At 68.3% G+C, this 25,014-nt stretch carries 22 protein-coding genes; 12 read left to right on the top strand and 10 right to left on the bottom strand.

Features of this window, described 5'->3' with window-relative positions:
* Positions 1-50: 50 nt before the first annotated feature.
* Both QRN19_RS04275 and QRN19_RS04270 read left to right on the top strand, forming a co-directional pair.
* Positions 51-428, top strand: coding sequence for a cupin domain-containing protein (locus tag QRN19_RS04275; RefSeq protein WP_285025443.1), 378 nt, complete (start codon positions 51-53; stop codon positions 426-428).
* Positions 425-1,192 (top strand): sugar phosphate isomerase/epimerase family protein, encoded by a 768-nt coding sequence (locus QRN19_RS04270; RefSeq protein WP_285025442.1) that lies wholly within the window; start codon positions 425-427, stop codon positions 1,190-1,192. Before QRN19_RS04275 ends, QRN19_RS04270 begins: the two co-directional genes overlap by 4 nt.
* A 63-nt stretch (positions 1,193-1,255) precedes the next feature.
* Here QRN19_RS04270 and QRN19_RS04265 read toward each other — a convergent pair whose 3' ends face one another.
* The 3 genes from QRN19_RS04265 to QRN19_RS04255 all read right to left on the bottom strand — a co-directional run bounded on the left by QRN19_RS04265 (position 1,256) and on the right by QRN19_RS04255 (position 6,816).
* Positions 1,256-3,532: an alpha-L-arabinofuranosidase family protein gene (locus QRN19_RS04265; RefSeq protein WP_285025441.1), complete on the bottom strand. Its 2,277-nt coding sequence runs from the start codon at positions 3,530-3,532 to the stop codon at positions 1,256-1,258.
* On the bottom strand, positions 3,529-5,589 hold the full coding sequence (locus tag QRN19_RS04260) for a glycoside hydrolase family 31 protein (RefSeq protein ID WP_285025440.1): 2,061 nt from the start codon (positions 5,587-5,589) through the stop codon (positions 3,529-3,531). The genes QRN19_RS04265 and QRN19_RS04260 overlap by 4 nt, the downstream gene beginning before the upstream one ends.
* A gap of 228 nt (positions 5,590-5,817) precedes the next feature.
* Positions 5,818-6,816 carry a LacI family DNA-binding transcriptional regulator gene (locus tag QRN19_RS04255; protein WP_285025439.1) on the bottom strand — a complete coding sequence of 333 codons (999 nt, stop codon included), beginning with the start codon at positions 6,814-6,816 and terminating at the stop codon, positions 5,818-5,820.
* Between the two features lie 55 nt (positions 6,817-6,871).
* Between QRN19_RS04255 and QRN19_RS04250 the strand changes: the two genes are divergently transcribed.
* The 5 genes from QRN19_RS04250 to QRN19_RS04230 are packed head-to-tail and all read left to right on the top strand — an operon-like array spanning position 6,872 to position 11,886.
* Positions 6,872-7,786, top strand: a complete 915-nt coding sequence (locus QRN19_RS04250) for a family 43 glycosylhydrolase (RefSeq protein ID WP_285025438.1) — start codon at positions 6,872-6,874, stop codon at positions 7,784-7,786.
* Between the two features lie 6 nt (positions 7,787-7,792).
* Entirely contained in the window at positions 7,793-9,082 is a 1,290-nt protein-coding gene (locus QRN19_RS04245; protein WP_285025437.1) for an ABC transporter substrate-binding protein, read from the top strand.
* Positions 9,083-9,140: 58 nt separating this feature from the next.
* The gene (locus QRN19_RS04240; protein ID WP_285025436.1) at positions 9,141-10,082 is read left to right on the top strand and encodes a carbohydrate ABC transporter permease; all 942 of its coding nucleotides are present in this window, start codon (positions 9,141-9,143) and stop codon (positions 10,080-10,082) included.
* A 2-nt stretch (positions 10,083-10,084) separates the two neighbouring features.
* Positions 10,085-10,912: a carbohydrate ABC transporter permease gene (locus QRN19_RS04235; protein WP_285025435.1), complete on the top strand. Its 828-nt coding sequence runs from the start codon at positions 10,085-10,087 to the stop codon at positions 10,910-10,912.
* Positions 10,909-11,886, top strand: coding sequence for a glycoside hydrolase family 43 protein (locus QRN19_RS04230; RefSeq protein ID WP_285025434.1), 978 nt, complete (start codon positions 10,909-10,911; stop codon positions 11,884-11,886). The genes QRN19_RS04235 and QRN19_RS04230 overlap by 4 nt, the downstream gene beginning before the upstream one ends.
* Positions 11,887-12,297: 411 nt before the next feature.
* Here QRN19_RS04230 and QRN19_RS04225 read toward each other — a convergent pair whose 3' ends face one another.
* Complete coding sequence (locus QRN19_RS04225; protein ID WP_285025433.1) at positions 12,298-13,056, bottom strand: SDR family NAD(P)-dependent oxidoreductase; 759 nt, start codon at positions 13,054-13,056, stop codon at positions 12,298-12,300.
* A gap of 84 nt (positions 13,057-13,140) precedes the next feature.
* Between QRN19_RS04225 and QRN19_RS04220 the strand changes: the two genes are divergently transcribed.
* Both QRN19_RS04220 and QRN19_RS04215 read left to right on the top strand, forming a co-directional pair.
* Positions 13,141-13,737, top strand: coding sequence for a TetR/AcrR family transcriptional regulator (locus tag QRN19_RS04220; RefSeq protein ID WP_285025432.1), 597 nt, complete (start codon positions 13,141-13,143; stop codon positions 13,735-13,737).
* Between the two features lie 57 nt (positions 13,738-13,794).
* Complete coding sequence (locus tag QRN19_RS04215) at positions 13,795-15,696, top strand: ABC transporter ATP-binding protein (protein ID WP_285025431.1); 1,902 nt, start codon at positions 13,795-13,797, stop codon at positions 15,694-15,696.
* A 113-nt stretch (positions 15,697-15,809) separates the two neighbouring features.
* Here the strand turns inward: QRN19_RS04215 and QRN19_RS04210 are convergent, their stop codons facing one another.
* On the bottom strand, positions 15,810-16,550 hold the full coding sequence (locus QRN19_RS04210) for a hypothetical protein (RefSeq protein ID WP_285025430.1): 741 nt from the start codon (positions 16,548-16,550) through the stop codon (positions 15,810-15,812).
* Positions 16,551-16,726: 176 nt separating this feature from the next.
* On the opposite strand from QRN19_RS04210, the gene QRN19_RS04205 reads away from it, so the two are divergent.
* Entirely contained in the window at positions 16,727-18,466 is a 1,740-nt protein-coding gene (locus QRN19_RS04205) for a PHP domain-containing protein (protein ID WP_285025429.1), read from the top strand.
* A 214-nt stretch (positions 18,467-18,680) separates the two neighbouring features.
* Here the strand turns inward: QRN19_RS04205 and QRN19_RS04200 are convergent, their stop codons facing one another.
* Positions 18,681-19,556 (bottom strand): helix-turn-helix transcriptional regulator, encoded by an 876-nt coding sequence (locus QRN19_RS04200; protein WP_285025428.1) that lies wholly within the window; start codon positions 19,554-19,556, stop codon positions 18,681-18,683.
* 86 nt (positions 19,557-19,642) lie between these two features.
* Between QRN19_RS04200 and QRN19_RS04195 the strand changes: the two genes are divergently transcribed.
* Positions 19,643-20,518: an aldo/keto reductase gene (locus QRN19_RS04195; protein ID WP_285025427.1), complete on the top strand. Its 876-nt coding sequence runs from the start codon at positions 19,643-19,645 to the stop codon at positions 20,516-20,518.
* Between the two features lie 78 nt (positions 20,519-20,596).
* On the top strand, positions 20,597-21,583 hold the full coding sequence (locus tag QRN19_RS04190; RefSeq protein WP_285025425.1) for an aldo/keto reductase: 987 nt from the start codon (positions 20,597-20,599) through the stop codon (positions 21,581-21,583).
* Between the two features lie 391 nt (positions 21,584-21,974).
* Here the strand turns inward: QRN19_RS04190 and QRN19_RS04185 are convergent, their stop codons facing one another.
* The 4 genes from QRN19_RS04185 to QRN19_RS04170 form a co-directional block, all read right to left on the bottom strand.
* Positions 21,975-22,841 (bottom strand): MarR family winged helix-turn-helix transcriptional regulator, encoded by an 867-nt coding sequence (locus tag QRN19_RS04185; protein ID WP_285025424.1) that lies wholly within the window; start codon positions 22,839-22,841, stop codon positions 21,975-21,977.
* A gap of 208 nt (positions 22,842-23,049) precedes the next feature.
* Complete coding sequence (locus QRN19_RS04180; RefSeq protein ID WP_285025421.1) at positions 23,050-23,826, bottom strand: CPBP family intramembrane glutamic endopeptidase; 777 nt, start codon at positions 23,824-23,826, stop codon at positions 23,050-23,052.
* 46 nt (positions 23,827-23,872) lie between these two features.
* Positions 23,873-24,346 carry a hypothetical protein gene (locus tag QRN19_RS04175; RefSeq protein ID WP_285025419.1) on the bottom strand — a complete coding sequence of 158 codons (474 nt, stop codon included), beginning with the start codon at positions 24,344-24,346 and terminating at the stop codon, positions 23,873-23,875.
* 110 nt (positions 24,347-24,456) lie between these two features.
* A complete protein-coding gene (locus tag QRN19_RS04170) occupies positions 24,457-24,828 on the bottom strand; it encodes a hypothetical protein (RefSeq protein ID WP_285025417.1) in 372 nt (123 codons plus the stop codon).
* Positions 24,829-25,014 lie beyond the last annotated feature (186 nt).

Here is a 25,014-nt window from a genome sequence, read left to right as displayed (position 1 = left end):
CGACCACAAGACCGGACACCCCACGAGCACCACCAGATCAAGGAGTAACGATGACCGAGAACACGACGAGCCGCCGGGGCGGATTCATTCCAGCCGGAACCGCAACCGTGCTTCCACAGGATTGGGGGCGGCTCGAGTGGATGGTCGCCGGATCGGAGGGCAATTCCGACGTCCTGACTGTCGGGAAGTGCTTCATCCAGCCCGGACGGAACAACCCGGTGCACCATCACCCGAACTGCGACGAGGTGCTGACCGTCATCCGCGGTCGCATCCGCAACCGTGTGGACGACGAGTACGTGGAGATGGGTCCCGGTGACACGATCTCCATTCCGCTCGGCGCCGTGCACAACGCGGTGAACATCGGGGACGAGGAATGCGAACTCCTCATCATCTTCGACACCGCCGAGCGCGAGGTGATCGGCGAATGAGCGGGCTCCGCCGCGCCTTCTCGAAATTCCTCGAGCCCGCCGAGGTGCCCGTCCTCATCGGGACGTTCCGGGACGAAGGGTACGAGGGGCTCCAGCTGAAGGGTGCCCAGTACGCGGACTTCGTCTCCGACCCCGCTCGTGCGCTCGACGAGCTCGGGGCGGATCCGGGGATCTACTCCGCGGTGATCACGGGTGACTCGATCGACGACGACGGGCGGGAGCGCATCCGGGCGACCATCGGGTTCGCGGCAGGCGTCGGTGCCGAACGCATCGTGTTCTGCCATGGCCATCCGCACCTGGGAGTCGACGCCGACCAGCGACGCGCGTTCGCCCGCACCTTGCTCGACATCGCCGCGGAAGCCGGGGAGCGCGGCGTGGCCTTCTCCCTCCACCACCACACCGACCAGCCGGTCATGGAGCTCACGGACTTCCGGGAGTTCTTCGACGGCGTCGAACCAGGACTCCTGGGACTCACGGTCGACACCGCGCACCTGGCGAGGTCCGACATCGCCGACCTCCCCGGCTTCATCGACGAGTTCGGGCCTCACATCGACAACCTGCATCTGAAGGACTACTCGCTCCCCGTCGGACGCGACGGCGAATGGCGTCTGGCCGGCCAGGGCGAGCTCGACCTGCTCGGCGTCCTCGACGCGCTCGACCGGGCCGGATACACCGGGTGGCTCTGCGTCGACGAGGAGAGCGAGGCAGGGCTCGCCGAGGGGCTCAGCGCCTCCCGCACCTGGCTCGACGCGAACGGACGCTGAACCGCGCGTGGCGGCGTCGACACGATCGTCGACGCCGCCACGCCCTGGTCCCTGCTGGTCCCGTCAGGCGAGTTGGAGGACGGTGAGCGACCACGGCGGCACACGCACCCCGCCCTGGACGCACAGTCCCGTCGGCCGCGTCGGCGCGCTCGCGAACGGCACCCCGTCAGCGGGCGCGCAGGCGAGGGTCTCGGCGGCGAGCACGACGAGCGGTCGGCCCTCCGCGTCCACGAGCTCGACCGGCGTCTCCTCGTCCGTGGCGTTGACGATGCGCAGCGCGGTCCGTCCGGTGCGGCTGTCCGTGACGCAGGAGGCCACGAAGCGGTGTTCGGGTGCGTCCTCGTCGACGTGCCGGTGCAGCAGGACGCCGTCGACGAAGACCGAGAAGACGCGGCCATCGCCGCCGACACCGAGCCGGAGGCGGTACTCGCGCCCCACCTCGAGCCGGAAGGGCACGCCGGGCGACGCCTCGTCCCGGAATCCGTCCGTGGTCGTGTGGAGGGTCATCGTGCGGTTCAACCAGGTCCCGAAGTTCCACTCCCAGTGTTCGCCCCCGTCGAGGTCACCGACGTGCACTGCGAAGGATCCCCGCTCTGCGTCGCCTGCCTCCACGTGCAGCGTCAGCGCGAGTTCGACGTCCAGCGAACCGAGATCGGTCGTCAGGTCGAACCGCCCCGAGTCGGACCCGAGGGTGACGTCGGGCAACGGCCGGTCCTGCACCGTGATGTCGGAACACCGCACCTCGAAACCCTTCGCCGACACGGCGAACCGCGTCGCACCGCCCGCGGCGCGGAACCACGACGGGGCGTCCGCGATCTCGAGGTGGAGGGCGCGATCGCCGGCCGTCCGGGAGAACATCCCCTGCACGTGGTAGTTGAGCGTCTCGTACACGCGTTCACCGTCGAAGTAGATGAGGTCGGGCACCCACTGCGTGTGGTCCACCTTGGCGAGGAGCGGCGCGTAGGAGGCGAGCGCGACCACGTCGCCGTTGCGTTCCAGTCCGGTCATGTAGGCCGCCTCGGACAGGGCGTTCAGCATCGTGTTGCCCCACGAGCCGTACTCCCCGAGGTAGACCCGGGGCCCGGTGCGGTCGTAGTCGTCATAGCGGTGGACGTTCTGGAAGAACCACCGCGGCGACTTGTAGCTGTGCTCGTCGACCACGGGGACCTCGAGTTCACGTGCGAGCGCCCACCCCGCCTCGAAGTCGGGGCCGTGCGGTGCAGGGCCGGCTGTCCCGACGACCTGGATCTCCGGGTGCCGCTCCCGAAGCGCGCGGAGGAGTCGCGCGAAGCGGTCCCGGAACACCTCGTCGATCTGGTCCTCGTTGCCCACCCCGAGGAACCGCAGTCCGAACGGGGCCGGGTGACCGAGCGAGGCACGAACGGCGCCCCATCGGGTGTCCGTCGTGCTGTTGGCGAACTCGACGAGGTCGAGCACCTCCTGGATGTAGGCGTCCATCTCCGTGTCGGGCAGCGGCACCGGTCCACCGATGGTGTTCTGGCAGCAGACCCCCGCCGCGACGACCGGCAGCGGCGAGGCACCGATCTGCGCGCAGAACCGGAACATCTCGTAGTACCCGAGCCCGCGGGACTGGTGGTACCCCCACAGGTTGGCATCATGCCGACGATCCTGCACGGGGCCGACGGTCTCCGGCCAGCGGTACATGTTGTCGAGACCGAGCCCGTGCGCGACACAGCCGCCGGGGAAGCGCATGAACCGGGGCCGCAGCGCGGCCACCGCCTGGGCGAGGTCCTGCCGCAACCCGTTGTCGTCTCCGGCGAACACGTGCTCCGGGAAGAGCGAGACGAGGTCGATGTCGACAAGCGAGTCGCCGTCGGTGGCGACCGTGAGCGTGCCGTCGGCTGCGTCGACCGTCGCCTGCAGCACCGCTTCGACGCGCGCCCACGTTCGCGACCCCGTCACCGGGATGACGGCGGAGACCGCGACGCCACCCGCTGCGAGGACGACGTCGACGCGGGTGGATCCCTCCGCTCTGACGAACATGGAGCAGCGGTAGGTCTGTCCGCGACGGACGACGATGCCGTCGAACCCCTCGTTGCACGCCCGTGCCGCGACACCGTGCTCCCCCATGCGGAGGAAGACGGGGGCGTTCGGCGACAGCGGCTCGTCACTGCACCGTCGGACGTCGCCCTCGGTCCGCCAGGCGGTGAGCGCGTGCCATCCGGGCGAGTCGGCCTCCGAGTAGGCGAAGGACCGGTTCTGGACGAGTTCTGCGTACAGGCCGCCGTCGGCAGCATGGTTGATGTCCTCGAAGAACACCCCCCACAGCTCTGGACTGATCGGCGTGGCTTCATTGCGGTTGACCATGATCGTCGTCATGAGTCGGCTCCAATCAGCAGGTCGGCGAGTTCCGGGCGGCGATCGTCACGGAGGAACAGCGGCAGGACGTCGAGCGGTGTCTCGACGGTGATCGTCCGGCCGCCCTCGTGCCGGACACCCGTCGCGAGGGCGGTCCACCGGGCACCGGCCGGCAGGTAGACGGTCCGGGTCGTCGCGCCGGGCTGCGTGACCGGGGCCACCAGCAGGTCGGGCCCCAGCAGATACTGGTCGGGTGTCGACCAGACGGCCGGGTCGTCGGGGAACTCCAGGAAAAGCCCCCGCACGACAGGCGTCCCGATGCGGTGGGCCTCGTCCATGATCTCGCGGAGGTAGGGACGGAGCCGTTCGCGGATGGAGAGGTACCGGCGGAGGACCGCGTAGACCTCGTCGCCGTACGCCCAGAGTTCGTTGGGACCGCCGGACGCCAGACGCTCCGTCCCGTCGGCTGCCGTGACCGGGACGGACGGGCTGCGATCACCGTGCATGCGGAGCACGGGACTGAACGCGCCGAACTGGAACCAGCGCACGAGGAGTTCGTGGAAGGCGGGGTCGTCGACCCGGCCGCCGCCGAAGCCGCCGATATCGGTCGTGACCCAGGGGATCCCGGCGACGCCCATGTGGATACCGGCGGTGATCTGGCGCCGAAGGTCCTGCCAGTCGGATCGGATGTCCCCGGACCAGATGAGCGCGCCATACCGTTGACTCCCCGCCCATGCGGCCCTGACCAGGCTGATCCGTCCGCTGTCCGGGTCGTCGCCTTCACCCCTGTGGACCGCCTTGACGAACTGCTGCGGGTAGAGGTTCCCGGTCTGGAGCACTGGGCCGGCTGCGAGCCGGTAGGTGTCGAAGTGGTAGAGGGCGAACTCCGGCTCAGCCTCGTCGAGCCAGAACAGCTTGATGCCGTGCCGGCCATAGCCGTTCTGCAAGCGGTCCCGGAGGAACGTCCTCGCTTCCGGCGACGTGGGGTCGATGAACGCCGACGGTCCCCCGAAGTGCATCTGGATGTCGACGCCTCGGTCCGCCGTGACGAGCAGATTCTCGCGACGCATCTGGTCGTAGTTCTCCGATTCGAGCGACACCTGGGGCCAGACCGACACCATCACCTCGATCCCGAGGGAGCGGAGTTCCGCGACCATCGCCGCTGGGTCCGGCCAGAGCTCGTCTTCGAAGCGGTAGTCCCCCATCCTCGGCCAGTGGAAGAAGTCGATGATGATCACGTCGAGCGGGATCCCACGCCGCACGTGTTCGCGCGCGACCTCGAGGACCTGCTGCTGGTTCCAGTAACGCAGCCTCGATTGCCAGAGACCGAGACCGTACTCGGGCATCTCCGGGACGTGTCCCGTCGCATCGGCGTAGGCGCGCAGGATGTCGGCGGGCGTCTGAGCCGCGGTGATCCAGTAGTCCAGCTGACCGGTCGACTCGGCGACCCACTCGGTCCGGTTGGTGGCGAAGGTGGCCCGTCCCACCGCCGGGTTGTGCCACAGGAACCCGTACCCCCGGTCCGACACGACGAACGGCACGCTCACCTGGGAATTGCGGTGCGCGAGCTCGAAGGTACTGCCCTTCAGGTCGAGGAGGTCCTGCTGGTATTGACCCATCCCGGCGAGGCGCTCGGAGGCGGGCGGCTCGAAGGCCGCGGTCAGGTGCACCTCGCGACCGCCGAGGCGGGGACGGTGATCGCGGGCGATTCGCTGGAGCGCGCCGCCGTCGTGCAGCTCCTCCAGCAGCAGACCTCGGTCGTCGTGGAAGGCGATCCGGCAGGAGTGCGCGGGATAGCCGGTCTGCCAGCCGCGTTCGGTGTGCGCCTGCAGCACCACGGTCATCCGGCCGTTGCGAAGGGTCGCACGATCGCCGTCGACCTCGACGCTCGGGGCGGACGGCAGCGGGTCGAGTAGCGCCCATCGGTCGTCCTGCAGCGGCGCCACCGTCGATGAGCGCACGCGGACGCTGTGCGACCCCCAGGCTTCAACGCGGAGGGTCTCGCCGTCACCGCGCCATTCGACGGCGCCGTTGACGACGGTGAACGGACTCGGGGTCTCGTTGGAACGGTGGGTCATCGGTCTCTCTCTGGGAGGATCCGGACGGGCTGCGCTTCGGTGAGCAGCCGCGGGACGTTCCGGCCGCCCGGTTTGTATCGTTACACAGCAACCGACGGCGAGCAAGCGGACCGGCCCACGCCCCATCATGACCTCGAGGAAATCCGATCTAGACGCCGACGACGTTTCGTGTAACGATACAAACCTGCACCCCGCAGATTCGAATCGACGACGATCGGAGGACCCGTGTCAGCGCTCCACGCGACCTGCGGACGACTCCCGTTCGATCAGTCGGAACCCGGCCTCCACCTCCCGCGGCGCAGGACGCTTCGCCTGCTCGATGCGTTGTACGAGCAAGGAGACGGCGGTCTCGGCCATCTCGTCGTGGTCGGGGGCGATCGACGAGAGGGAGGGGACCGTGAACTCGGCCTCGTCGATGTTGTCGAAGCCGATGACTTTCACGTCCTCCGGGACACGGAGCCCGCAACTCGCGAGACCGCGGAGTACCCCCACCCCCATCGAATCGGTGATGCAGAATACGCCGTCGAACGTCAGTCCGTTCGCAACCGCGGCGACGACCGCCTCGCGCGCCGCCTGCATGGTGAAGGCCGGGACGGGGATCAGGAGCGCCTCGTCGACCGGAAGCCCCGCCCGCTCGTGCGCCGCACGGTACCCGTCCAGTCGGAGGGGCGGCATCCCGAGCTCGCTGAGCTCGTTGCCCTGCAACATGAGGATGCGGCGCGCACCTCGTTCGATCAGATGCTCGACGGCGGCCGCACTGCCGCTGACGTTCGGCATCGAGATGTGGTCCACCGGGCCGTCGAAGATGCGCTCCCCGAGGATCACCACCGGGAAGTCGACGTTGAGCAGCTCCCGATCGGCGAACCCGAGCCCCACCGTCGCCAGGATGAGTCCGTCGTAGAGGCGGTTGCGGGACGTCGCCAGAGTGCTCAGCTCGTTCTCCTTCGTCGCCCCGGTCTGCTCGATGGCGACCCGCAGGCCGCGTCGCCCCGCTGCGGCGACGATGCGAGCGGCGAGCTGCGCGTAGTACGGCCTGTCGATCTCCGGAATCGCCAGACCGATGGTCGAGGTCCGTCCGGTGCGCAGGTTGCGGGCCGCGATGTTCACGCGATAGCCGAGCTCGTCGATCGCCTGCTGCACCTTGTCGCGCGTCGTCTCGCGGACGTACGGGTGGTCGTTGATCACGTGCGACACCGTCATGGGCGAGACCCCGGCGGCTTTCGCCACGTCTTGTATCGTTACCACTTTTCTTCCCGTCCGACCTTCAGGAGCAGTTGAGGACATGACCGAACTTACAGGCTTCGTACCACTCGCCGCAGAGTCGTCATCGCCGCTCGTCGGATACTACGCCGATCCCGACCTCGTGCATGGGGAGACCGGGTACGTGCTCGCCGTGACGTCCGACGGCCACGAGGCGTGGGGTGCGAACGAGTTCCACCTCTTCACCTCGCAGGACCTGGTCGAGTGGCAGGACCTCGGCGTCGTGTTCGACGTCCGGGAGACCGGCTGGGCGCACGGCTTCGCCTGGGCCCCCGCCTACCTGGCCCACAACGGTCGGCACTACCTGTTCTTCACCGCGAACCGCGGCGAGATCGGCGTCGCAGTCGCCGACGAGGTGGGCGGCCCGTACATCGATTCCGGCCGGCCGCTCGTCGCAGCCGAGGCCTTCGACGGCATCGCCATCGACCCTTCGGTGTTCCGCGACGAGGACGGGTCGATCGTCCTGTACTGGGGCAACGGCATCGCACACGCCGTGCGCCTCGACGACGACCTCCTCGGCTTCGACCCCGCCTCGGTCGTCTCCTGGGAGCCCGAGGAGTTCCGCGAGGCCATCATGGTGCATCGCCGAGGCGACCGCTATTACGCCTCCTGGTCGGCCGACGACACCCGGAGCCCCGACTACCGCGTGCACTACGCGACGGGACCGACCCCGTTCGGGCCGTGGGAGCATCGCGGCATCGTCCTCCAGAAGCACCCCGATCGCGGCATCGTGGCGACCGGACACCATTCCATCACGAACGTCCTGGGAACGAGCGACTGGGTCATCGCCTACCACCGCTTCGCGATCCCGGGCGGCGACGGCTACCGCAGAGAAGTGCGGTTCGATCGTCTCCACCACCGAGAAGACGGCCTCCTCGATGCGGTCACCCCGTCACAGGAGCCTCTTCGCATCCCCTCCCCTCCTCGCAGAAAGTAGCCAGCAATGTCGCTGAACAGCAACAGGTCCCACACCGCCCCGGTGCGCGGCATCGTCCGCGGCGGTATCGCCGTCGCCTCCACGGCAGCCCTCATGGCTGTCCTCGCCGGTTGCTCCGGCGCCGCCCCCGCGGCGTCCGCCGACGGATCCGGTGAACTCACCTTCTTCTCGTGGGACAACGAGGAGAAGATGAGCCCGTTGATCACCGAGTTCGAGGAGGAGAACCCCGACATCACAATCAAGTTCTCCTACGCGCCTCCGGTGCAGGAGTACTCCGACACCCTGCAGAAGCGGCTCATGGCCGGCAACGCCGCGGACGTCTTCATCCTCGGCAACCACGCCGAACAGGTGGGCGGTGGTTTCGTGAAGGATCTCACCGGCACGGCAGCCGCCGAAGCCGTCTCCGACTTCAACCGGGACATGCAGACCGTCGACGGCAAGGTCTACGGCATCTCCGTCGCCTCGTGGGGCGGCGGGATGCTCGTCAACAAGGACATCACGGCGAAGGTCGGCGTGACCGAGGCACCGCAGACCTGGGACGAGTTCCTCGCCCTCTGCGCGAAGCTCAAGGACGCCGGGATCACGCCGTACCTCGAGGCCGGCGACGGCATCTCCACCACCATCATGGGCTCCATCGGCCTTGCCCAGGCCGACGACGGCGACGCCGACTTCGAGACGGCCGTCTTCGAGGGCGACACGACCTTCTCCGACACCTGGACGAAGCCGCTCGAGCGCTGGGCGCAGCTCTACCAGGAGGGTCTCGTCACGAAGGACGCCGCGGCGTTGACCGGGCAGCAGATCAACGACGAGTTCAACAACGGCCGGGTGGCCATGGTCTCCACCGGTTCCTGGCAGATCGGAGCCGCTCGGGACGCGCTCGGCGACGATGCGAACATCGACTTCTGGCCGGTTCCCGGCGACACCCCCGGCGACACCTTCTGGGCAGGGGCGGCGTCTCCCCCGTACGCCATCAACGCGAAGGCGAAGAACCCGGTCGGCGCTCAGAAGTGGGTCGACTTCCTCGCCAGCGAGACCGGCGTGAAGATCTTCCACGAGACGACGGGGTCGATCACCACCACGAACAACTACACCCCGGAGCTCGACCCTGCCCTCGCCGGGATGTACGAAGACGTGATCGGCGGACGGATCTACTGCACCTGGCAGGTGTGGCCGGGCAAGAACAGCGCCCCGCTCGACGCGGAGTTCCTCGCCAAGGTCCAGGAGACGATGCTCGGACAGAGCGACGCCGAGGACATCACCAAGGCGCTCGACACGAAGTTCGCCTCCCTCAAGTAGTCCCGCGGCGGGTGCCGGCGCGACGCGCCGGCACCCGCCTCCACAGAAAGGGACGCCTGTGTCCTCCACAACGCTCCGCCCGGCGCGAGTCGGTTCCCGAACCCGACGCGCAGCCCGTTCGAGCAGTCGACTCTCCGAATCGCTGCAGACGTACGCGTTCTTCATCCCCATCGGCCTCGTGTTCATCGTCCTGATCGCGTTCCCGTTCGCGCAGTCCTTCGTCTACAGCTTCACCGACCTGTCGGGCCTGGACCCCACGATGCGCTTCGTCGGGCTCGACAACTACATCCGGGTCTTCACCGACGCCTCCCTCCTCGCCGGGCTCGGATTCACGCTCCTCTACGCCCTCGGGACGACCGTCATCATCACCGCGCTGGCCGTGCCGCTCGCGGTCATCATGAACCGCGCCTTCGTCGGCCGACGGTTCGTCCGTGCCGCACTGTTCTTCCCCGCGATCCCCAGCATCGCGATCCTCGGGCTCGTCTGGAACTTCATCCTGAACCCGCTCGCGTCCGGAGCCCTCAACACGGCCCTGAACGGCTTCGCCGGCATCGGCCCCTTCCCCTGGCTGTCGGACCCCGACCTCGCCAAACTGTGCGTGATCGTCGTCGGCGTGTGGAGCAGCACGGGGTGGCATGCCATCCTCTACCTCGCCTATCTGCAGTCGATCCCGGGCGACTACTACGAGGTTGCGCGGATCGACGGGGCCTCGCCGGTACAGCAGTTCCGGTACATCACGCTGCCGCTCCTCGCCCCCGCCGTCACCGTGAGCACCCTGCTGCTGATGACCAGCGGACTCAACGTCTACGCACTGCCCGCGACGTTGACGGGCGGCGGACCCGGCTTCTCCACGTACACGATCACCCAGACCATCGTGACGAGTGGGATCGCTCAGGCCGCCTACGGTCAGGCCTCGGCCCTCGGCGTGGTCTTCATGATCGCCGTGGGCATCGTCGTCGTCGTCCAGCTGAACCTCACCCGACGAATGAACCGGAGCTGATCATGGTCCTGACCCGACGCCTCCTCTCGGCGCTCACGAGCGTCCTCATGATCGCGCTCGCCTGCCTCGTCGCCTTGCCCTTCTACTACGTGGTCATCAACACGTTCAAGACGCAGGCCGACATGTCGACGAACCCGCTCGGTCTTCCCGCGACGTTCACCTGGGAGAACTACATCGACCTCCTGTCGACGTCGACGGTGTTCACCGCCTTCCTCAACACCGTGTACGTCACGGTCGTCTCGGTCGTCCTCATGGTGCTGATCGGTGCCATGGCGGCGTTCGCGATGATCTACCGGCGGAGCCGGCTGTCCCTGGTCTTCGGTGGCATCCTCCTCGCGGCGTTCCTCATCCCCTACCAGACGACGATCATCCCGCTGTACAAGATGATCGTCGGCGTCGGCGCCGTCGACACCCTGGAAGGGCTCATCGCCACCTACCTCGCCGGCTCGGTGTTCTGTTACTTCCTCACGATCGGCTACATGAGGACGGTGCCGCTCGAGATCATCGAGGCGGCCCGCATCGACGGCGCCAGCCCGTTCCGCATCTTCGGCACCATCATCCTGCCGCTCATCTCCCCCGTCCTCGTGACCGTCTCGGTGTTCCAGACGATGTGGGTCTGGAACGACTACGTCAGCCCGACCATCTTCCTGAGCTCGCCGGAGAAGAACACCCTGGTGTTGCTCGCATCACGGGCCGTCTCGGAGTTCAGCGTCAACTGGCCGGCGTTCATGGCTGTGACCGTGGTCGTGCTCCTGCCGATGCTGATCTTCTTCCTGGCCATGCAGAAGTACATCGTCAACGGACTCGTCAGCGGCAGCGTGAAGGGATGAGCCCCACACCGGCCCATGACGATGGCCACGCGTACCTCCTGACGTACTTCCTCTCGGAGGAAGTCGACGGGGAGGACGTGCGGTTCGCCGTCAGCGACGGTCCGACGCCCGAGCGGTTCACCCCGGTCTCGGACGGTGCCCCGATCCTTCGCTCGACCGGCGGTGACGGCGGCGCCCGCGACCCGTTCATCGTGCGGACCGGGAGGGGCTTCGTGGTCGTCGCCACCGACCTCCGGGTCGGAACGGACGGCGACTGGCCGTCGACGACCCGACACGGCAGCCGCGACATCGTCGTCTGGCACTCTCCGGACCTCGTCACCTGGAGCGAGCCGAGGTACCGCACCGTCGCACCGGCCGATGCGGGCAACGCGTGGGCACCGAAGGCATTCCGCCACCCGGAGCGCGACACCTGGCTCGTGTTCTTCGCCTCGGCGCTCTACGGCGACCGGGAGGATCGCTCGACCGGCTCGTACCAGCGCATCCTCGCCGTGCCGACCGACGACTTCGACGCGTTCGGTCCGCCCGAGACGGTCGTCGACGTCGGACACGACGTCATCGACGTGACCTTCCTCGAGCACGAGGGAAGCTGGTATCGCTTCTCGGTCAACGCGCAGGCACCCGGCGGCATCCCCGACACCGGTCATCACATCTTCGAGGAGGTCGGCAGCGGGCTCACCGCCGCCGATTTCCGCCCGCTCGCCGTCGACATCGGTAAGGACGTCATGCTCCGCGGCGAGGGACCCGCCGTCGCCGCGGATCCGGCCGGGGGCCGGTGGTTCCTGCTCGCCGACGAGTTCGGACACCGGGGATACCAGCTGTTCGAGACGGATGACCTGACCGCCGGCCGATGGGATCATCTGGCGCACGCCCGGCTCCCCGATGGAGCACGCCACGGATCGCTCCTGCTCATCACCACCCAGGAGGCCGATGCGCTCCGCGCACTGCCGGCCGCCCAGGACGACGGTCGGGACTGAGGCTCGTACGGTCGGGGCGGGGACGCGTACCCGTTCTCAGCGCTCAGCCCCTGGAACACGAAGAGACCGAGGTCGCGATCATCGGAGGGGACCGGTGGATTGACCGCCGCGTGCGTGTTGCGTCGAGCGGGCATCGAGGTGGTCGTCCTCGACGCGGTCGCGGCGGGGCGAACACCTCTCGGGCCGCGGTGGTCGATGCGCGGACGCTCGAGGTGCTCGAGGCGATCGACGTGTCCGCACGGCTCCTGGAGCCGGGGCTGGTCGTCCCGGAGTTCACGGTGCGGGAGGGCGGCTCGGTGCTCGCCACTCGTGAACCGACCCGTGCCGGGGCCCCGAGCTCAGCGAGGCGATCCCTCGGTGACGCAGGCGGCGCTCGCCGCCACGACCCCGGCGACGATGCGCGGTGCAGCATCACCAGGGCGCGCGTGTGCCATCCCATGACCACAGCGCGCCGGTGGGACCGTCGTCGGCGAGGAGGGCGAGACGGAGCACACCCCGGGCCGCCTCAGCCGGGTCGCCACCCGCCGACATCCCCGCGACGAGGTTCGTGCGGCGCAGTCCCGGCGCCAGGGCGTTGACCTTGATCCGCTCACCCAGCGCCTGGGCCGCCAACAGGGTGACCGCGTTCACTGCGGTCTTCGAGCTGCGGTAGGCCAGACCACCGCCCTTCGTCTGTTCCCAGTCGAACTGAGGGTTCGCGCTGCTGTTCCAGGTGAGTGATCCCGTCCCGCTGGACACGTTGACGATGCGCGGGTGCCGCGACCGCTGCAAGTGGGGAAGGAAGCCCTGCGTGACGGAGATGAGACCGAAGACATTGGTCTCGTACGCGATGCGCATCTGCTCGAGGGTGGTGCCAGTGATGTCGTCCACACCCGGGTTCACGCCGGCGTTGTTCACGAGGATGTCCAGCTCGGCGATCCGTCGCACAGCGTCCGCGACCGATGCCGGGTCCGTGACGTCGAGCTGCACGACACGCGCGTCCGAGCCCAGCTCCGCCGCCGCGCGTCGCCCCTTCTCGAGGTCACGTGCTCCGATCCACACGTCGACGCCGATGGCGAGCAGCTGGCGCGCCGTCTCCAAGCCGATGCCACTGTTCCCCCCGGTCACCAACGCGACCGACCCCGGCTCGGGTCGACGGATCTCCGCGGGAAGACGCTCTGTACTGGTCATGATCAACTCCAACTCCAACGATGTGGTTGGAACTGTACTCCGACCGGTCCAAATCTCCAACTGAAGTGTTGGTACCGTTGGCACATGGGATGGGACACGGACGGGACACGGCGGCGCCTTCGTGACGCCGCTCTGACCGAGTTCGCAGCCCGCGGGTTCGACGGCACGACGGTCGCGGCGATCGCCACGCGGTCAGGCGTGAACAAGGAGCGGCTCTACAGCTACTTCGGCGACAAGCAGGGGCTCTGGGACCTCGTCCTGACGACCGAACTCGAGCGGCTCGCCGCCGGCGTCGAACTCACGGGCGTCGGCTTGGACGACATCGGCGAGTTCGCCGGTGCCACCTACGACTATCACGCCGAACACCCGGAATTGAGCCGGTTGTTGCAGTGGGAGGGCCTGCAGACAGGCCCTCCCACACAGGTCGACGTCCGCACGAGGCACTACCGCGAGAAGGTGGCTCGTGTCGCGGACGCTCAACGACACGGCTTCATCGATCCCGAGATCGACCCGGCGCTGCTGCTGTTCACGCTGATCGCACTCGCGGCCTGGTGGCAGACCGTGCCGCAACTCGCCGAGATGATCACCGGGTCCGGGGCCGACGACCGGGCGGCTCGGGAAGCGCGTCGCCGCTTCGTCGTCGAGGCCGCGAGACGGATCGCCGCTCCTGCTGGATCATGACCGGGCTTCGGAGTCGCGCGTGACGCTCGCCGCCGAGGACCCATGGAAGGAATCGCCATGAGCATGGAGGGCGCGGCTTGGAGCTCGCTGTACAAGATCTCGAGCGCCAAGGACGGGAAGCACGGCATCTCCCGTGCGTCCGTGCGGCGGATCATGACGTTCGCGGTGCCCTACCGCACCAAGCTGCTGGTCTTCATCGCGCTCTCCGTCGCCGGAGCGTTCCTCGCGGTTGCGACGCCGGTCCTCGCCGGGCAGGTGGTCGACGTCATCGTCGCCCGGGGTGAGGTGGCCACGATCGTCCGGCTCGCCGTCGTCATCGCCCTCGTGGCCGTGGCGGACGCCGCCGTGTCACTGCTGACGCGATGGTACTCGGCGCGGATCGGCGAGGGTGTGATCCTGGACCTCCGCACTGCCGTGTTCAACCACGTCCAGAAGATGCCGATCGCCTTCTTCACCCGCACCCGGACGGGCGCCCTCGTGAGTCGCCTCAACAACGACGTGATCGGTGCGCAGCAGGCCTTCAGCGGCACCCTGTCCGGCGTGATCACGAACCTCGTGGCCCTGATCCTCACCCTGATCGTCATGCTCAGCACGTCCTGGCTCGTGACGGTCCTCGCGGTGGTGATGCTCCCCGTCTTCCTGATACCCGCGCGCCGTATGGGTGGCCGGCTCGCGGCACTGCGTCGTGAAGCCGCCGACCACAACTCAGCCATGAGCACGCAGATGACCGAACGCTTCTCGGCTCCCGGTGCCACGCTCGTCAAGCTGTTCGGCCGGCCGGACGAGGAAGCCGAGGAGTTCCGCATCCGCGCCGCCCGCGTCCGCGACATCGGCGTCCGGACGGCGATGCTGCAGTTCGTCTTCTTCACCGCGCTGATGCTCGTCTCCGCGCTCGCCCTCGCCCTCGTGTACGGCCTCGGCGGCGCCCTCGCCCTCGCCGGACAGCTGGACACCGGTGAGGTCGTCACCCTGGCACTGCTGCTCACCCGCCTCTACGCACCGCTGACCGGGCTCGCGAACGCCCGGGTGGAGATCATGAGCGCGGTGGTCAGCTTCGAGCGCGTCTTCGAGGTGCTCGACCTCGAACCGCTCATCCAGGAGCAGCCTGACGCCGTCACCGTCCCTGAGGGTCCGGTGTCCGTCGAGTTCGACGACGTCCGCTTCGCCTACCCGTCGGCGGACAAGGTGTCGCTCGCCTCGCTGGAAGAGGTCTCGACGCTGGACACCCGCGGTGGTGAGGAGGTGCTGCACGGCGTCTCATTCCGGATCGAACCAGGGCAGACCGTCGCCCTCGTCGGCACGTCCGGAGCGGGGAAATCCACGATCGCGCAACTCCTCTCGCGGCTGTATGACGTCGACGGCGGCGCCGTGCGCCTCGCCGGGACGGACGTCCGCGACATCACCTTCGCCTCGATGCGGCACACCCTGGGCATGGTGACGCAGGACGGACACCTCTTCCACGAGACCATCCGCTCCAACCTGCACCTCGCACGGCCCGAGGCGTCCGAGGACGAGGTGTGGGACGCCGTCCGCCGCGCTCGGCTCGAGCCGCTCATCCGGTCCCTGCCGGATCAGCTGGACACCATGGTGGGCGAGCGTGGCTACCGACTCTCCGGCGGTGAGCGCCAGCGGATGACCATCGCACGACTCCTGCTCGCCCAGCCGCGTGTCGTCATCCTCGATGAGGCGACAGCGGCACTGGACTCGACCTCGGAGGCCGCGGTGCAGGCCGCGCTCAGTGAGGCGCTCGAGGGTCGGACGGCGATGGTCATCGCACACCGGCTCTCGACCATCCGCAGCGCGGACCTGATCCTCGTGGTCGAGGACGGCTCGATCGTGGAGCGCGGTACGCACGACGAGCTGCTCGCTGCCGGCGGGCGGTACGAAGAACTGCACCGGACGCAGTTCGCCATCCAGAAGAACCTGGCAGCGGATGAGGAGACACCGAGCGGGACCTGACCGCGGAGCTCAGCGCCCTCTCACCGCGTGACGACGCGACGGGCGGCAAGTCCGGAGGAACCGCCGGCTGGAGCGGTTCACGGTCGCTCCGTCGGAGCCTCCGTGCCGATGGGTCACCGGAGACGCCTCCGCAGCAACAGGGCTGCGCCGACCGCGAGCAGGCCGGCGGCCAGGAGCCCGACCCCGCCGAGCTGCCAGCCCGTCAGCGCCAGGTCCCCGTCAGCGGAGGGTCGTGCGGTGGCCGACGGGCTCGGTGTCGCGATCGCCCCTGCTCCAGGACCTCCCGCGGGCGGGGTGGCGGTCGGCGTGACCGTCGGAGGGACGGGCTCGACCTGAGCGCCGGGCACCGACCACGTTCCCGCGGCGAACGTCACGGGCAGGGTCGCCGCCGTGACCACCGACGACGGGATGCCCGACTCGAGGACGAGACACTCGAGCGCGAGGGTCGCATCTCCCTGTTCGACGCCGCCGTCCACGACCTCCTGGAACGAGATGGACATCGGCACCTCGACCGGCTGCCCGGCGGCCACCGCGACGGTCGGAGACGTGACGACGGTGATGCCTCCCGCCGTCACGGAGAGTCGGGCGGCGTCGTCCGCATCGGCGGGGCAGCCCGCGGCGAGCACCGCGGAGCCGAACGACGGGACGGCGCGCGCGTCACCTGACGTGACCGTGGCGCCGGCGGTGTCGCGCAGCGTGAGGGGTGCCGGCTCGGCCGGTGCCGAGGCGGCGACGGCAGCACCGGCGCCGGCAAGGCAGAGCACCGCGCTGGCACTGAGCGCTGCCGTGACGAGCAGGGCGCGCCCCGCGGCACGGAACGGAGAACGGTGGACGTCGGGGACAGTGGAGGACATCGTGACCTTTGGTGGGTGGCGGGCTCCGGGACAGGGATACCCCGGCGACGCCTGGACTATCGCCCACGCAGGTGAATGGGTCGTAAACGCCGGGCGTCAACCACGGCACCGGCCGTTGGGCCGAGGTTCACCTCCGCTCCCTACGATCGGCGCGTCCGTCCGATGAAAGTGATGCCATGCCCTTCGACCCCCACCCCGAGCAGCCCGCGCCAACCGGTGGCGCATCGTCCGTGCCCGAGGAGGAGCGGGGCGCATCGGCCCGGTACGGCCTCTCACGCCGGTCCTTCCTGGGGGCTTCCGTCGCGGCAACGGTCGCCGTGGGAGCGACCACCCAGGGGCTCGGGAGCGCGGCTTCTGCCCAGGCCGCGCCGCTGTCGTCCGCGTCGGCAGTCGTCGACCCGGACGCGCTCTCCTGGTTGGTGTTCGACCACCACGTGCACTCGGTCTACTCGCACGACGCGAAGTACCCGATGACGACGATCCTCGACCAGGCGCAGCGCTTCGCGGTCGACGCGATCGCCTTCACCGAGCACAGCAATAAGGGACATGCCAACGTCGGCGGGGTGTTCAACGCGGCACGCGAGATCGACACCGCGCGGGCGGCTCGCCCCGACATGCTCGTGCTCCAGGGCCTCGAGTGGTACATCCCGGGAGCCGAGCACGCGACCGTGCTGATCGCGCCCGGGCCCCAGACGACCGTCGTGTTGCGTCGCTTCGAGCTCGACCACGACGGCAAGCTCAACGGTTGGGAGAAACCGCGCCCCGGCACTGACGACGCGGCCGAGTGGCTCGTGCACGCGACCGACGGGATCGCCTGGCTCGGTGCCCAGAAGCGTGCAGGCGTCATCGACGACGTGATCGTCCTGGCGAACCACCCGAGCAGGCTCGGCATCGACTCGCCCGGAGAGCTCCGCGCCTGGCAGGACGCCGACCCCGAGGTGTTCGTCGGCATGGAGGGCGCTCCCGGCGCGCAGGCCGGGGCGATCGCCGCGAACGCGACCGAGCGCTCACGGCGCGGCGAATACGAGAACACCCCCAGCGAGTTCTCGTTCCCCGGCTACCCCGCGGAGGCCTATCTGACGCACGGCGGCTTCGACTGGACGACGGCCGTCGTCGGCGGCATGTGGGACTCGCTCCTGAGCGAAGGACGGCGCTGGTGGATCACCACGAACAGCGATCTCCACCTCAAGGAGTCCGACGCGACACGCGTGGGCGACTTCCCGACCGGGCCGGGCTGGGAGGCCGGGGCGACGCTCGCGAACTTCAACCGCGCCGGCCGTCGGCCCGACCCGATCGCCACGGACACACCCCAGAACGGCGCCGACTTCTGGCCGGGCGAGTTCAGTCGGACGCACGTCGGGGCCGTCGACCGGTCGTCCGCCTCCCTGCTCGACGCGATCCGTGCCGGTCGTGTCTGGGTCGATCACGGGCACCTCGTCGCCGGACTCTCCGTCGTACTCCGCGCCACCGACCAGCCGGAGACCGGCGTCGCTTTGGGTGGGACCCTCACCGTCGCAAGCGGCACCGCCCTCGAGCTCGTGGTCGACGTCACGCCCACGACGACGCCCACCTCGCGGGGCACGACGCCGAGACTCGCGCACCTCGACCTGATCCGCGGGCTCGTCACGGGGCCCGTCGCCGACCGCGACGAACAGCGCGCACCCGGCACCCGGGTCGTCGAGATGCTCGACGTCACGGATCGCAGCGACTCCCCGTTCCGTGTCGTGGTGCCGCTCGAGCCGGCCACTGAGGACGGCTACGTCCGCCTCCGCGGCAGCGACGGCCAGGTGCACGGGGTCGGTCCGCTCGGCGCCGAGGTCGACCCGCGCGCACCCCAGCCGTACCCGGTCTCCCCTGCCGACCCCTGGGCCGACACCTGGCTGTACACGAATCCGATCTTCATCAGCGTGCGCTGAGCCCGGTCGGGCTCCACCCGTGCCCGTGGCCCCAAGCCGTCCTCACGTGGCTCGGCCAGTCCAGTGCGACCCTCGCACCGGAGGCCACTTGCACTGGATCGGCATGACGAGAGCCGCAGCCGCCGTCATGTGACGCTTCGTGCGGACTCCGCGAGGACACCTCAGGCGTTCGCCCTGAGCACGATTGGTCGACGACGTCGGTCACCGGCGGTTGTCATGTCGGCTCTGCGGCAGCCTGTCGAGAGGTCGCTTGGGTGGCCGCCCAGCTGGCGAGCAGTGCGAGCGCCTGTTCCGAGGATGAATCCGGTTCCGCACCGTAAGCGACGAGTGAGAGGCCGTCGTCGGCGGTGAGGCCCATGGCTTCGAAGGTGAGTTCGATGTCGCCGATGACGGGGTGGTGGATGCGCTTCTTTCCGGCCCGGTGCGCGTGGACGTCGTGCGCGGCCCAGCGGACCCGGAAGTCTTCGCTCCGGGTGGACAGTTCGCCGATCAGATCGGTGAGCCGTTTGTCATATGGCCGTCGGCCGGCTTCACCGCGAAGTGAGGCGACGAGGTCGGAAGCAAGGCGGTCCCAGTCGGGGTAGAAGTCCTTCGAGCGGGGGTCGAGGAACGTGAATCGTGCGGAGTTCGGTGTCCCGGCCGGGTCGATGAACATCGGCGCGTACAGCGCCCGGCCGAGCGTGTTCGTGGCGAGCATGTCGGATCGCCCGTTCCTGATGACAGCGGGCGCTCCAATGCTGTCGAGAAGTCGTTGGATCGTCGGGCGGACCCGGTTCGCGGGCGTTCGTCGGCGTGCGACCGGGTGGGCGTTCGCGACGTGAGCAAGATCGAGCAGGTGCGCATGCTCGGCCTCGTCGAGTTGGAGGGCGCGCGACAGCGCTTCGAGGACGCTCTCGGAGACGCCAGCGAGGTTGCCGCGTTCGAGCCGGACGTAGTAATCGACGCTGACACCGGAGAGCATCGCGACCTCCTCGCGGCGAAGCCCCGCGACGCGGCGCTGCCCGCCCAGGTCTGGCAGCGCAGCGTCGTGCGGGGTGAGTTTCGCACGTCGACTGGTCAGGAACTCCTGCACTTGCGCTGTGATGTCCACCCTGCAACGGTACGTCGCCGCGATCGCTCGTGGGAGGTACCGCCAGGAACTCCCACCCCGCTGGGCCGTGCTCGTAGCGTCGACGTATGGACACTTTCACTCTGAACAACGGCGTCGTCATCCCCGCTCTCGGGCTCGGCGTCTTCCAGACCCCGCCGGATGAGACCACCGCCGCGGTCACCGCCGCCCTGCAAGCCGGCTACCGCCACATCGACACCGCGGCCGCCTACGCGAACGAGCGCGGGGTCGGTGACGCGATCGCCTCATCCGGCCTCGACCGTTCCGAGGTCTTCATCGAGACGAAGATCTGGATCAGCGACTACGGCTACGACGAGACGTTGCACTCCTTCACCAAGAGCGCCAGCAAGTTGGGTGTCGAACAGCTCGACCTGCTCATCCTCCACCAGGCTCTCCCGAGCAAGTTCGAGCAGACCATCGGTGCGTACCGGGCCCTCGAACAGCTCCTCGCCGACGGCAAGGTCCGGGCGATCGGCGTGAGCAACTTCATGGTCGATCACCTGACCCACCTCCTCGACGCGACGAGCGTCGTGCCGACGGTCAACCAGATCGAGGTCCACCCGTACTTCCAGCAGCGCGAGGTCCAGGCGTTCGGTACGGAGCACGGCATCCTCACCCAGGCGTGGTCACCGATCGGCGGCATCACGTCCTACCGCGACGCTGCGCGACGGAGCTTCGACGAACCCGTCATCCTCGGCATCGGTCATCGGTACGGCAAGTCGGCCGCGCAGGTGATGCTCCGCTGGCACATCCAGCAGGGCCGCCAGGTCATCCCGAAGTCCACCAAGCCCGAGCGCATCGCGGAGAACCTCGACGTGTTCGACTTCGCCCTCACCGACGACGAGCTCGCGCAGATCGACGCCCTCGAGACCGGCGTCCGCGGCGGCCCCGAGCCCGAAGCGGTCACCCTCGAAACGTTCGGCCGCGAGATCCCGGAGGCCTGACCCACGTCCGGCCGCTGAACATCGCAAGCACCCATCCCGGGCGCCCACGCACAACCGTCTCCGACGAGAGGACACCTCGTGAAACACACCCGTCTCGGCAACTCAGGCTTGAACGTCAGCCGCATCGCGCTCGGCTGTATGAGCTTCGGTGACCCCACCAGCGGCCACCTGCCGTGGTCCCTCCCCAAGGACGATGCCCTGCCGTACTTCCGGCAGGCACTCGACCTCGGCATCACGTTCTGGGACACCGCGAACGTCTACTCCTACGGCGATTCCGAACGTATCGTCGGTGAAGCGCTCCGGAAGTTCACGAACCGCGACGAGATCGTCCTCGCCACCAAGGCCCACTTCTCCGACACCCCCGGCACCGGCCCCGGCCTGCAGGTCGCCGGGCTGTCGCGGAAGGCGATCATGCAGCAGATCGACGCGTCCCTGACCCGCCTCGGCACCGACTACGTGGACCTGTACCAGATCCATCGCTTCGACCCCGAGACCCCGATCGAAGAGACGATGGAGGCCCTCCATGACGTCGTCAAGGCCGGCAAAGCGCGCTACCTCGGCGCGTCAGCGATGTGGGCGTGGCAGTTCGCGACGATGCAGCATGCTGCGGACCTGCACGGCTGGACCCGGTTCGTGTCCATGCAGGACCAGTACTCGCTCCTCTACCGCGAGGAAGAGCGCGAGATGTTCGGCCTGCTCGCAGACCAAGGCGCCGGCAGCATCCCCTACAGCCCCCTCGCCAAGGGCCGTGTCGCGCGCCCTGCCGGCGAGCAGACGCAGCGCTCCTCCGACGACCCGGTCGGTAACAGCTTCTTCGCTGACTCCGAACGGGACCGCCCCGTGATCGACGCCGTGCAACGCGTCGCGGAGAGCCGCGGTGTCCCCATGGCGCAGATCGCGATGGCATGGGTGCTCAGCAACCCCGTCGTCGCAGCCCCCATCATCGGAGCGACCAAGCCCCGCCACCTCGATGACGCCGCGGCAGCCGTCGACATCGACCTCACCCCAGAAGACGTCACCGCACTCACCGAGCACTACACGGTCCGCGCCGCCGGCGGCTTCTGACGGGAGGGTGACATCGGAATCGACCGGAACGCGCCCCGAGGCACACATGGTCTCGGGGCGCGAGCTACGGTGGGCCCTGCCGGGATCGAACCGACGACATCCACGGTGTACAGACTTCCGGGTCGGGCAACACCGGGCGATTCCGGGCCTCAGACATCGCTCGGAGATCCACGTCAGCACCGTCATCGCAGCATCAGGGGACGCCTCGGGGCCGAGCTGGAACCGCCTCCCTCTGTCCGAGATCGCCTCGCCTGCACCCGAGGAGACGCACTTCGAGAGACCCGAAGTCGGCGGGTGCGTTCTATCCACCCGCACCTTGTGTGGAGACCTCAAGAGCAAGCGGTGGTGGCTCTCGGAGCACGTCCGAACACCAGGCCTCCAAAGCGATGTTTCACGATGACACCCGGAGGTCGTCCGGCAGTGCACTCGCCTCCAGCACGGCTGGCAGCTCCTCCGAGTCGCGCCACGCAGCGATCTGCAGGAACAGGCGGGAAAGAGCCTCCCGTTCTTCCCGGACCCCGTGCGCGACCGCCGCCACGGCGTTCAGCCCGTCGGGCGTCGCTCGAAGGATGACGGCACGTCGATCGTCGACGACCTCGTGGCGATGGCGGCGGATGAAGCCCTTCGCGCACAGCTGGTCGATCAGGTAGGCCGATCCCGCGTTGGAGACCTCCAGGGGGCCGGCTAGCTCCCCCGGACGCACCTCACCCGAGGTGGCGATGTACACGAGCGCGGCTCGTTGTCGGGCAGCCATCCGACCCCGCGTCGCGGCGGCGGGCATATAGCTCACGAGCCTTGCACCCACTGTGCTCGCGTCGAGCAGCAGGACGAGGGGGTCTCCACCGAACGGATCCACATCGATGATCGTCGTCTGCAGGATCGCGCCGAGTTCCTGCGCGAGCTCCCTACTGTCGTGGAGCAGCGCAAGACCTCGGCTCCGCAACTCCTCGGCTTGCTCCTGCCCGTGTTCAGTGAGGACGACCTCGACAACCCGTCCGTCCTGATCCGATGACCGCGTCGTCACCACGCCGTCATCCTTCAGACGCGCAATGAGACGGGAGACCGCGCGGCGGCCGAGCCCGCTGATGTCGGCCAGCGCACGTGTCGTGATGACCGAATCGCGTGCCAGTGCGATGAGCGCGATGATCTCCTCGATCTCGGCCCAGCGCGTACCGAAGACACCGTCGACGGTTCGCGTCAGTTGGTCGTTGAAGTGTCCCAGCAGCTCGATCGCCCGGGCATGCTCATCGTCTCGCATCCATCTCTCCTGCCGGCACAGTCCGAACGGCTCTGCCTGGCGGCACCAACGCGTGTGCTGTGGTGCGACCGAGTGCGTTGCAGGAGGTCAGAATCGAACCGGATCGGGTGCCGGAACGGACTGCGTCCATCGCTGTCGAACGGTGTCAGCATCAGCGTATTGGTACGTTGCTGTGAGAAAGCCGTCCGGCCGGGCGACCGCGGGGCCGCTATGGACGACCGCCTCCACCGGCCGCGAGTCGCTCGTCTGCTCCGCGGATGACGAACGCGACCGCGATCAGCCCGAAGACACCGGCGATCAGGTTGACGGCGGCACCGATCCCGACGAGCGGTCCGGGTGTCCCGTGGGAGAGGGCGAAGGTCGAGAAGTCCCAAAGTCCGTGCAGCACCATCGCCCAGACGAGCGTGCCCGTCACCCGGCGGAGGATGTAGAACACCGTGCCCGCGACGAACGCGAACACCACCTGCTGCAGGGTCGCTCCCAACGCCTGGCCCGTCGCATTCAACAGGTGCATCGCCGCGAACAGGACCGACGTGACGAACCACACCCAGCCCTCACCGAGGCGACTCCGCAGGCCCGTCAGCAGGAGGCCGCGGGTCGTGATCTCCTCGGTGAACCCGACGAGGATGATCACGAGGGCCGCAGCGAGGAACGCCCCGTCAAAGGCGGCCCAGTCCGTCGAGATGAGATTGAAGACCAGCGCGACCACCATGAGGATCGGAGCGATGATCGGCCACCGCACGCTCCGGTGGCGATCGAACACTGCGGGGCGCCACCACCCGAGCAGCGTCGTCGTGATGGCGAGAAGCACAGCAGCGATGATCAGCGACAAGCCGGCCCCGAAGAACAGGTTGCTTCCACTCTCGCCGAGCTCGTCGTACCGGACGCCGGAGGCCAGCTGGACGGTGAAGACCACCGCGATGTACCCGAGGTAGATGGCCAAGCCGATCCAGACGCGGGGCCGGACCTTCAGTGCTGAGGACATGGGTCGTTCCTTCGACGAGGGTGCGTGCACGTGGTGATCGCCGGCGTCAGTCGCCGAGCTCTTTCAGGAGGTCGTTGAGCCCGAGGCCGCCGATGTTGAGCGCTTCGAACTCCAGGCTGCTGCCCGAGGTCGTGTCCTGGAGCTCGATGATGCGCACGGTGCCATGGTGACGACGGGTGACCTTGAGGTCGGAGCGCTCGATGTGTGCCACGGGGTGCAGATGCTTCCAACCGCCCACCAGGCCCGTCGATGTGCGCCCGAGGACATAGACCTTGGTCGCGGAGACCGCGAGCACGATCGACGGGTAACTCCCGTGCGACGCGCTGTTGGCCCGCTGCGCGATCATGCCGCCCGCAACGCCCCATGCAGTCTGGTTGCTCCCGCTCAACCCGACACCGGCGGCAGCACCCAGGACACCGGACAGGGTCGACCCGCGGGGCATCACCACCGCGACGTCGAGGATCTCGTCGTCCGGGATGACCGCTTGGGCACCTTCCCGTGCGTGCTCTTCTCTCGACATGCGATCGACCCCTCTCGTCCGGCCCCATTCGAGGGGCTTCCCCAGTTGTTGGCAATACCGTAGCGTAATTCAGGACACTTCCGAAGAGACTGGCGTGCCCGTCCCGATTGTCAGCGCGTGAAGTACGCGTTCGCCTTCTCGCTGTACAGCAGCACCAGCGCGATGATCGCGAACAGGGCGGCCAAGCCCGGAGCGACGAAGTTCGTCGGGTGCGCGACGATCGAGAAGACAGCCGTGAGCAGCGACAATACGAACGAGATGGTCACCAGGATCCGTGCGACCCGGCTGCCGCCGAAGAGCGCGAAGGCCACGAGGAACGAGATGACCCCGACCACGATCGCGATCCACGCCGTCTCGGTCGACACCCCTTCGGGGTTGAGGACGCCCGTGAGGACGAGTACGCCGGACAGGACTTGCAGAACGGCACCGATCCAGGCCAGGACTGCGATGAAGACGATTCCACCAGGACGTTGACCAGCCATCGGTTTGCTCCTTCGTTTGCTTCTCCGAGCGAACGAGACGCCGCCCCGGATCGGTCGACCCCCACTCGGGGCCGATCTGGGCTCGACGATAGCGAAAATCAAGACAAAACCGAAAGACTTGATTTTCACAGCGGAAGGCGGATCATGTAGCGCCTCGACAGAACGAGGTCGCCAGCGATCCGGTGA

This window comes from Plantibacter sp. ME-Dv--P-122b, assembly GCF_030209375.1.
GTDB lineage: Bacteria > Actinomycetota > Actinomycetes > Actinomycetales > Microbacteriaceae > Plantibacter.
This window is presented reverse-complemented; position numbering and strand designations above follow the sequence as displayed.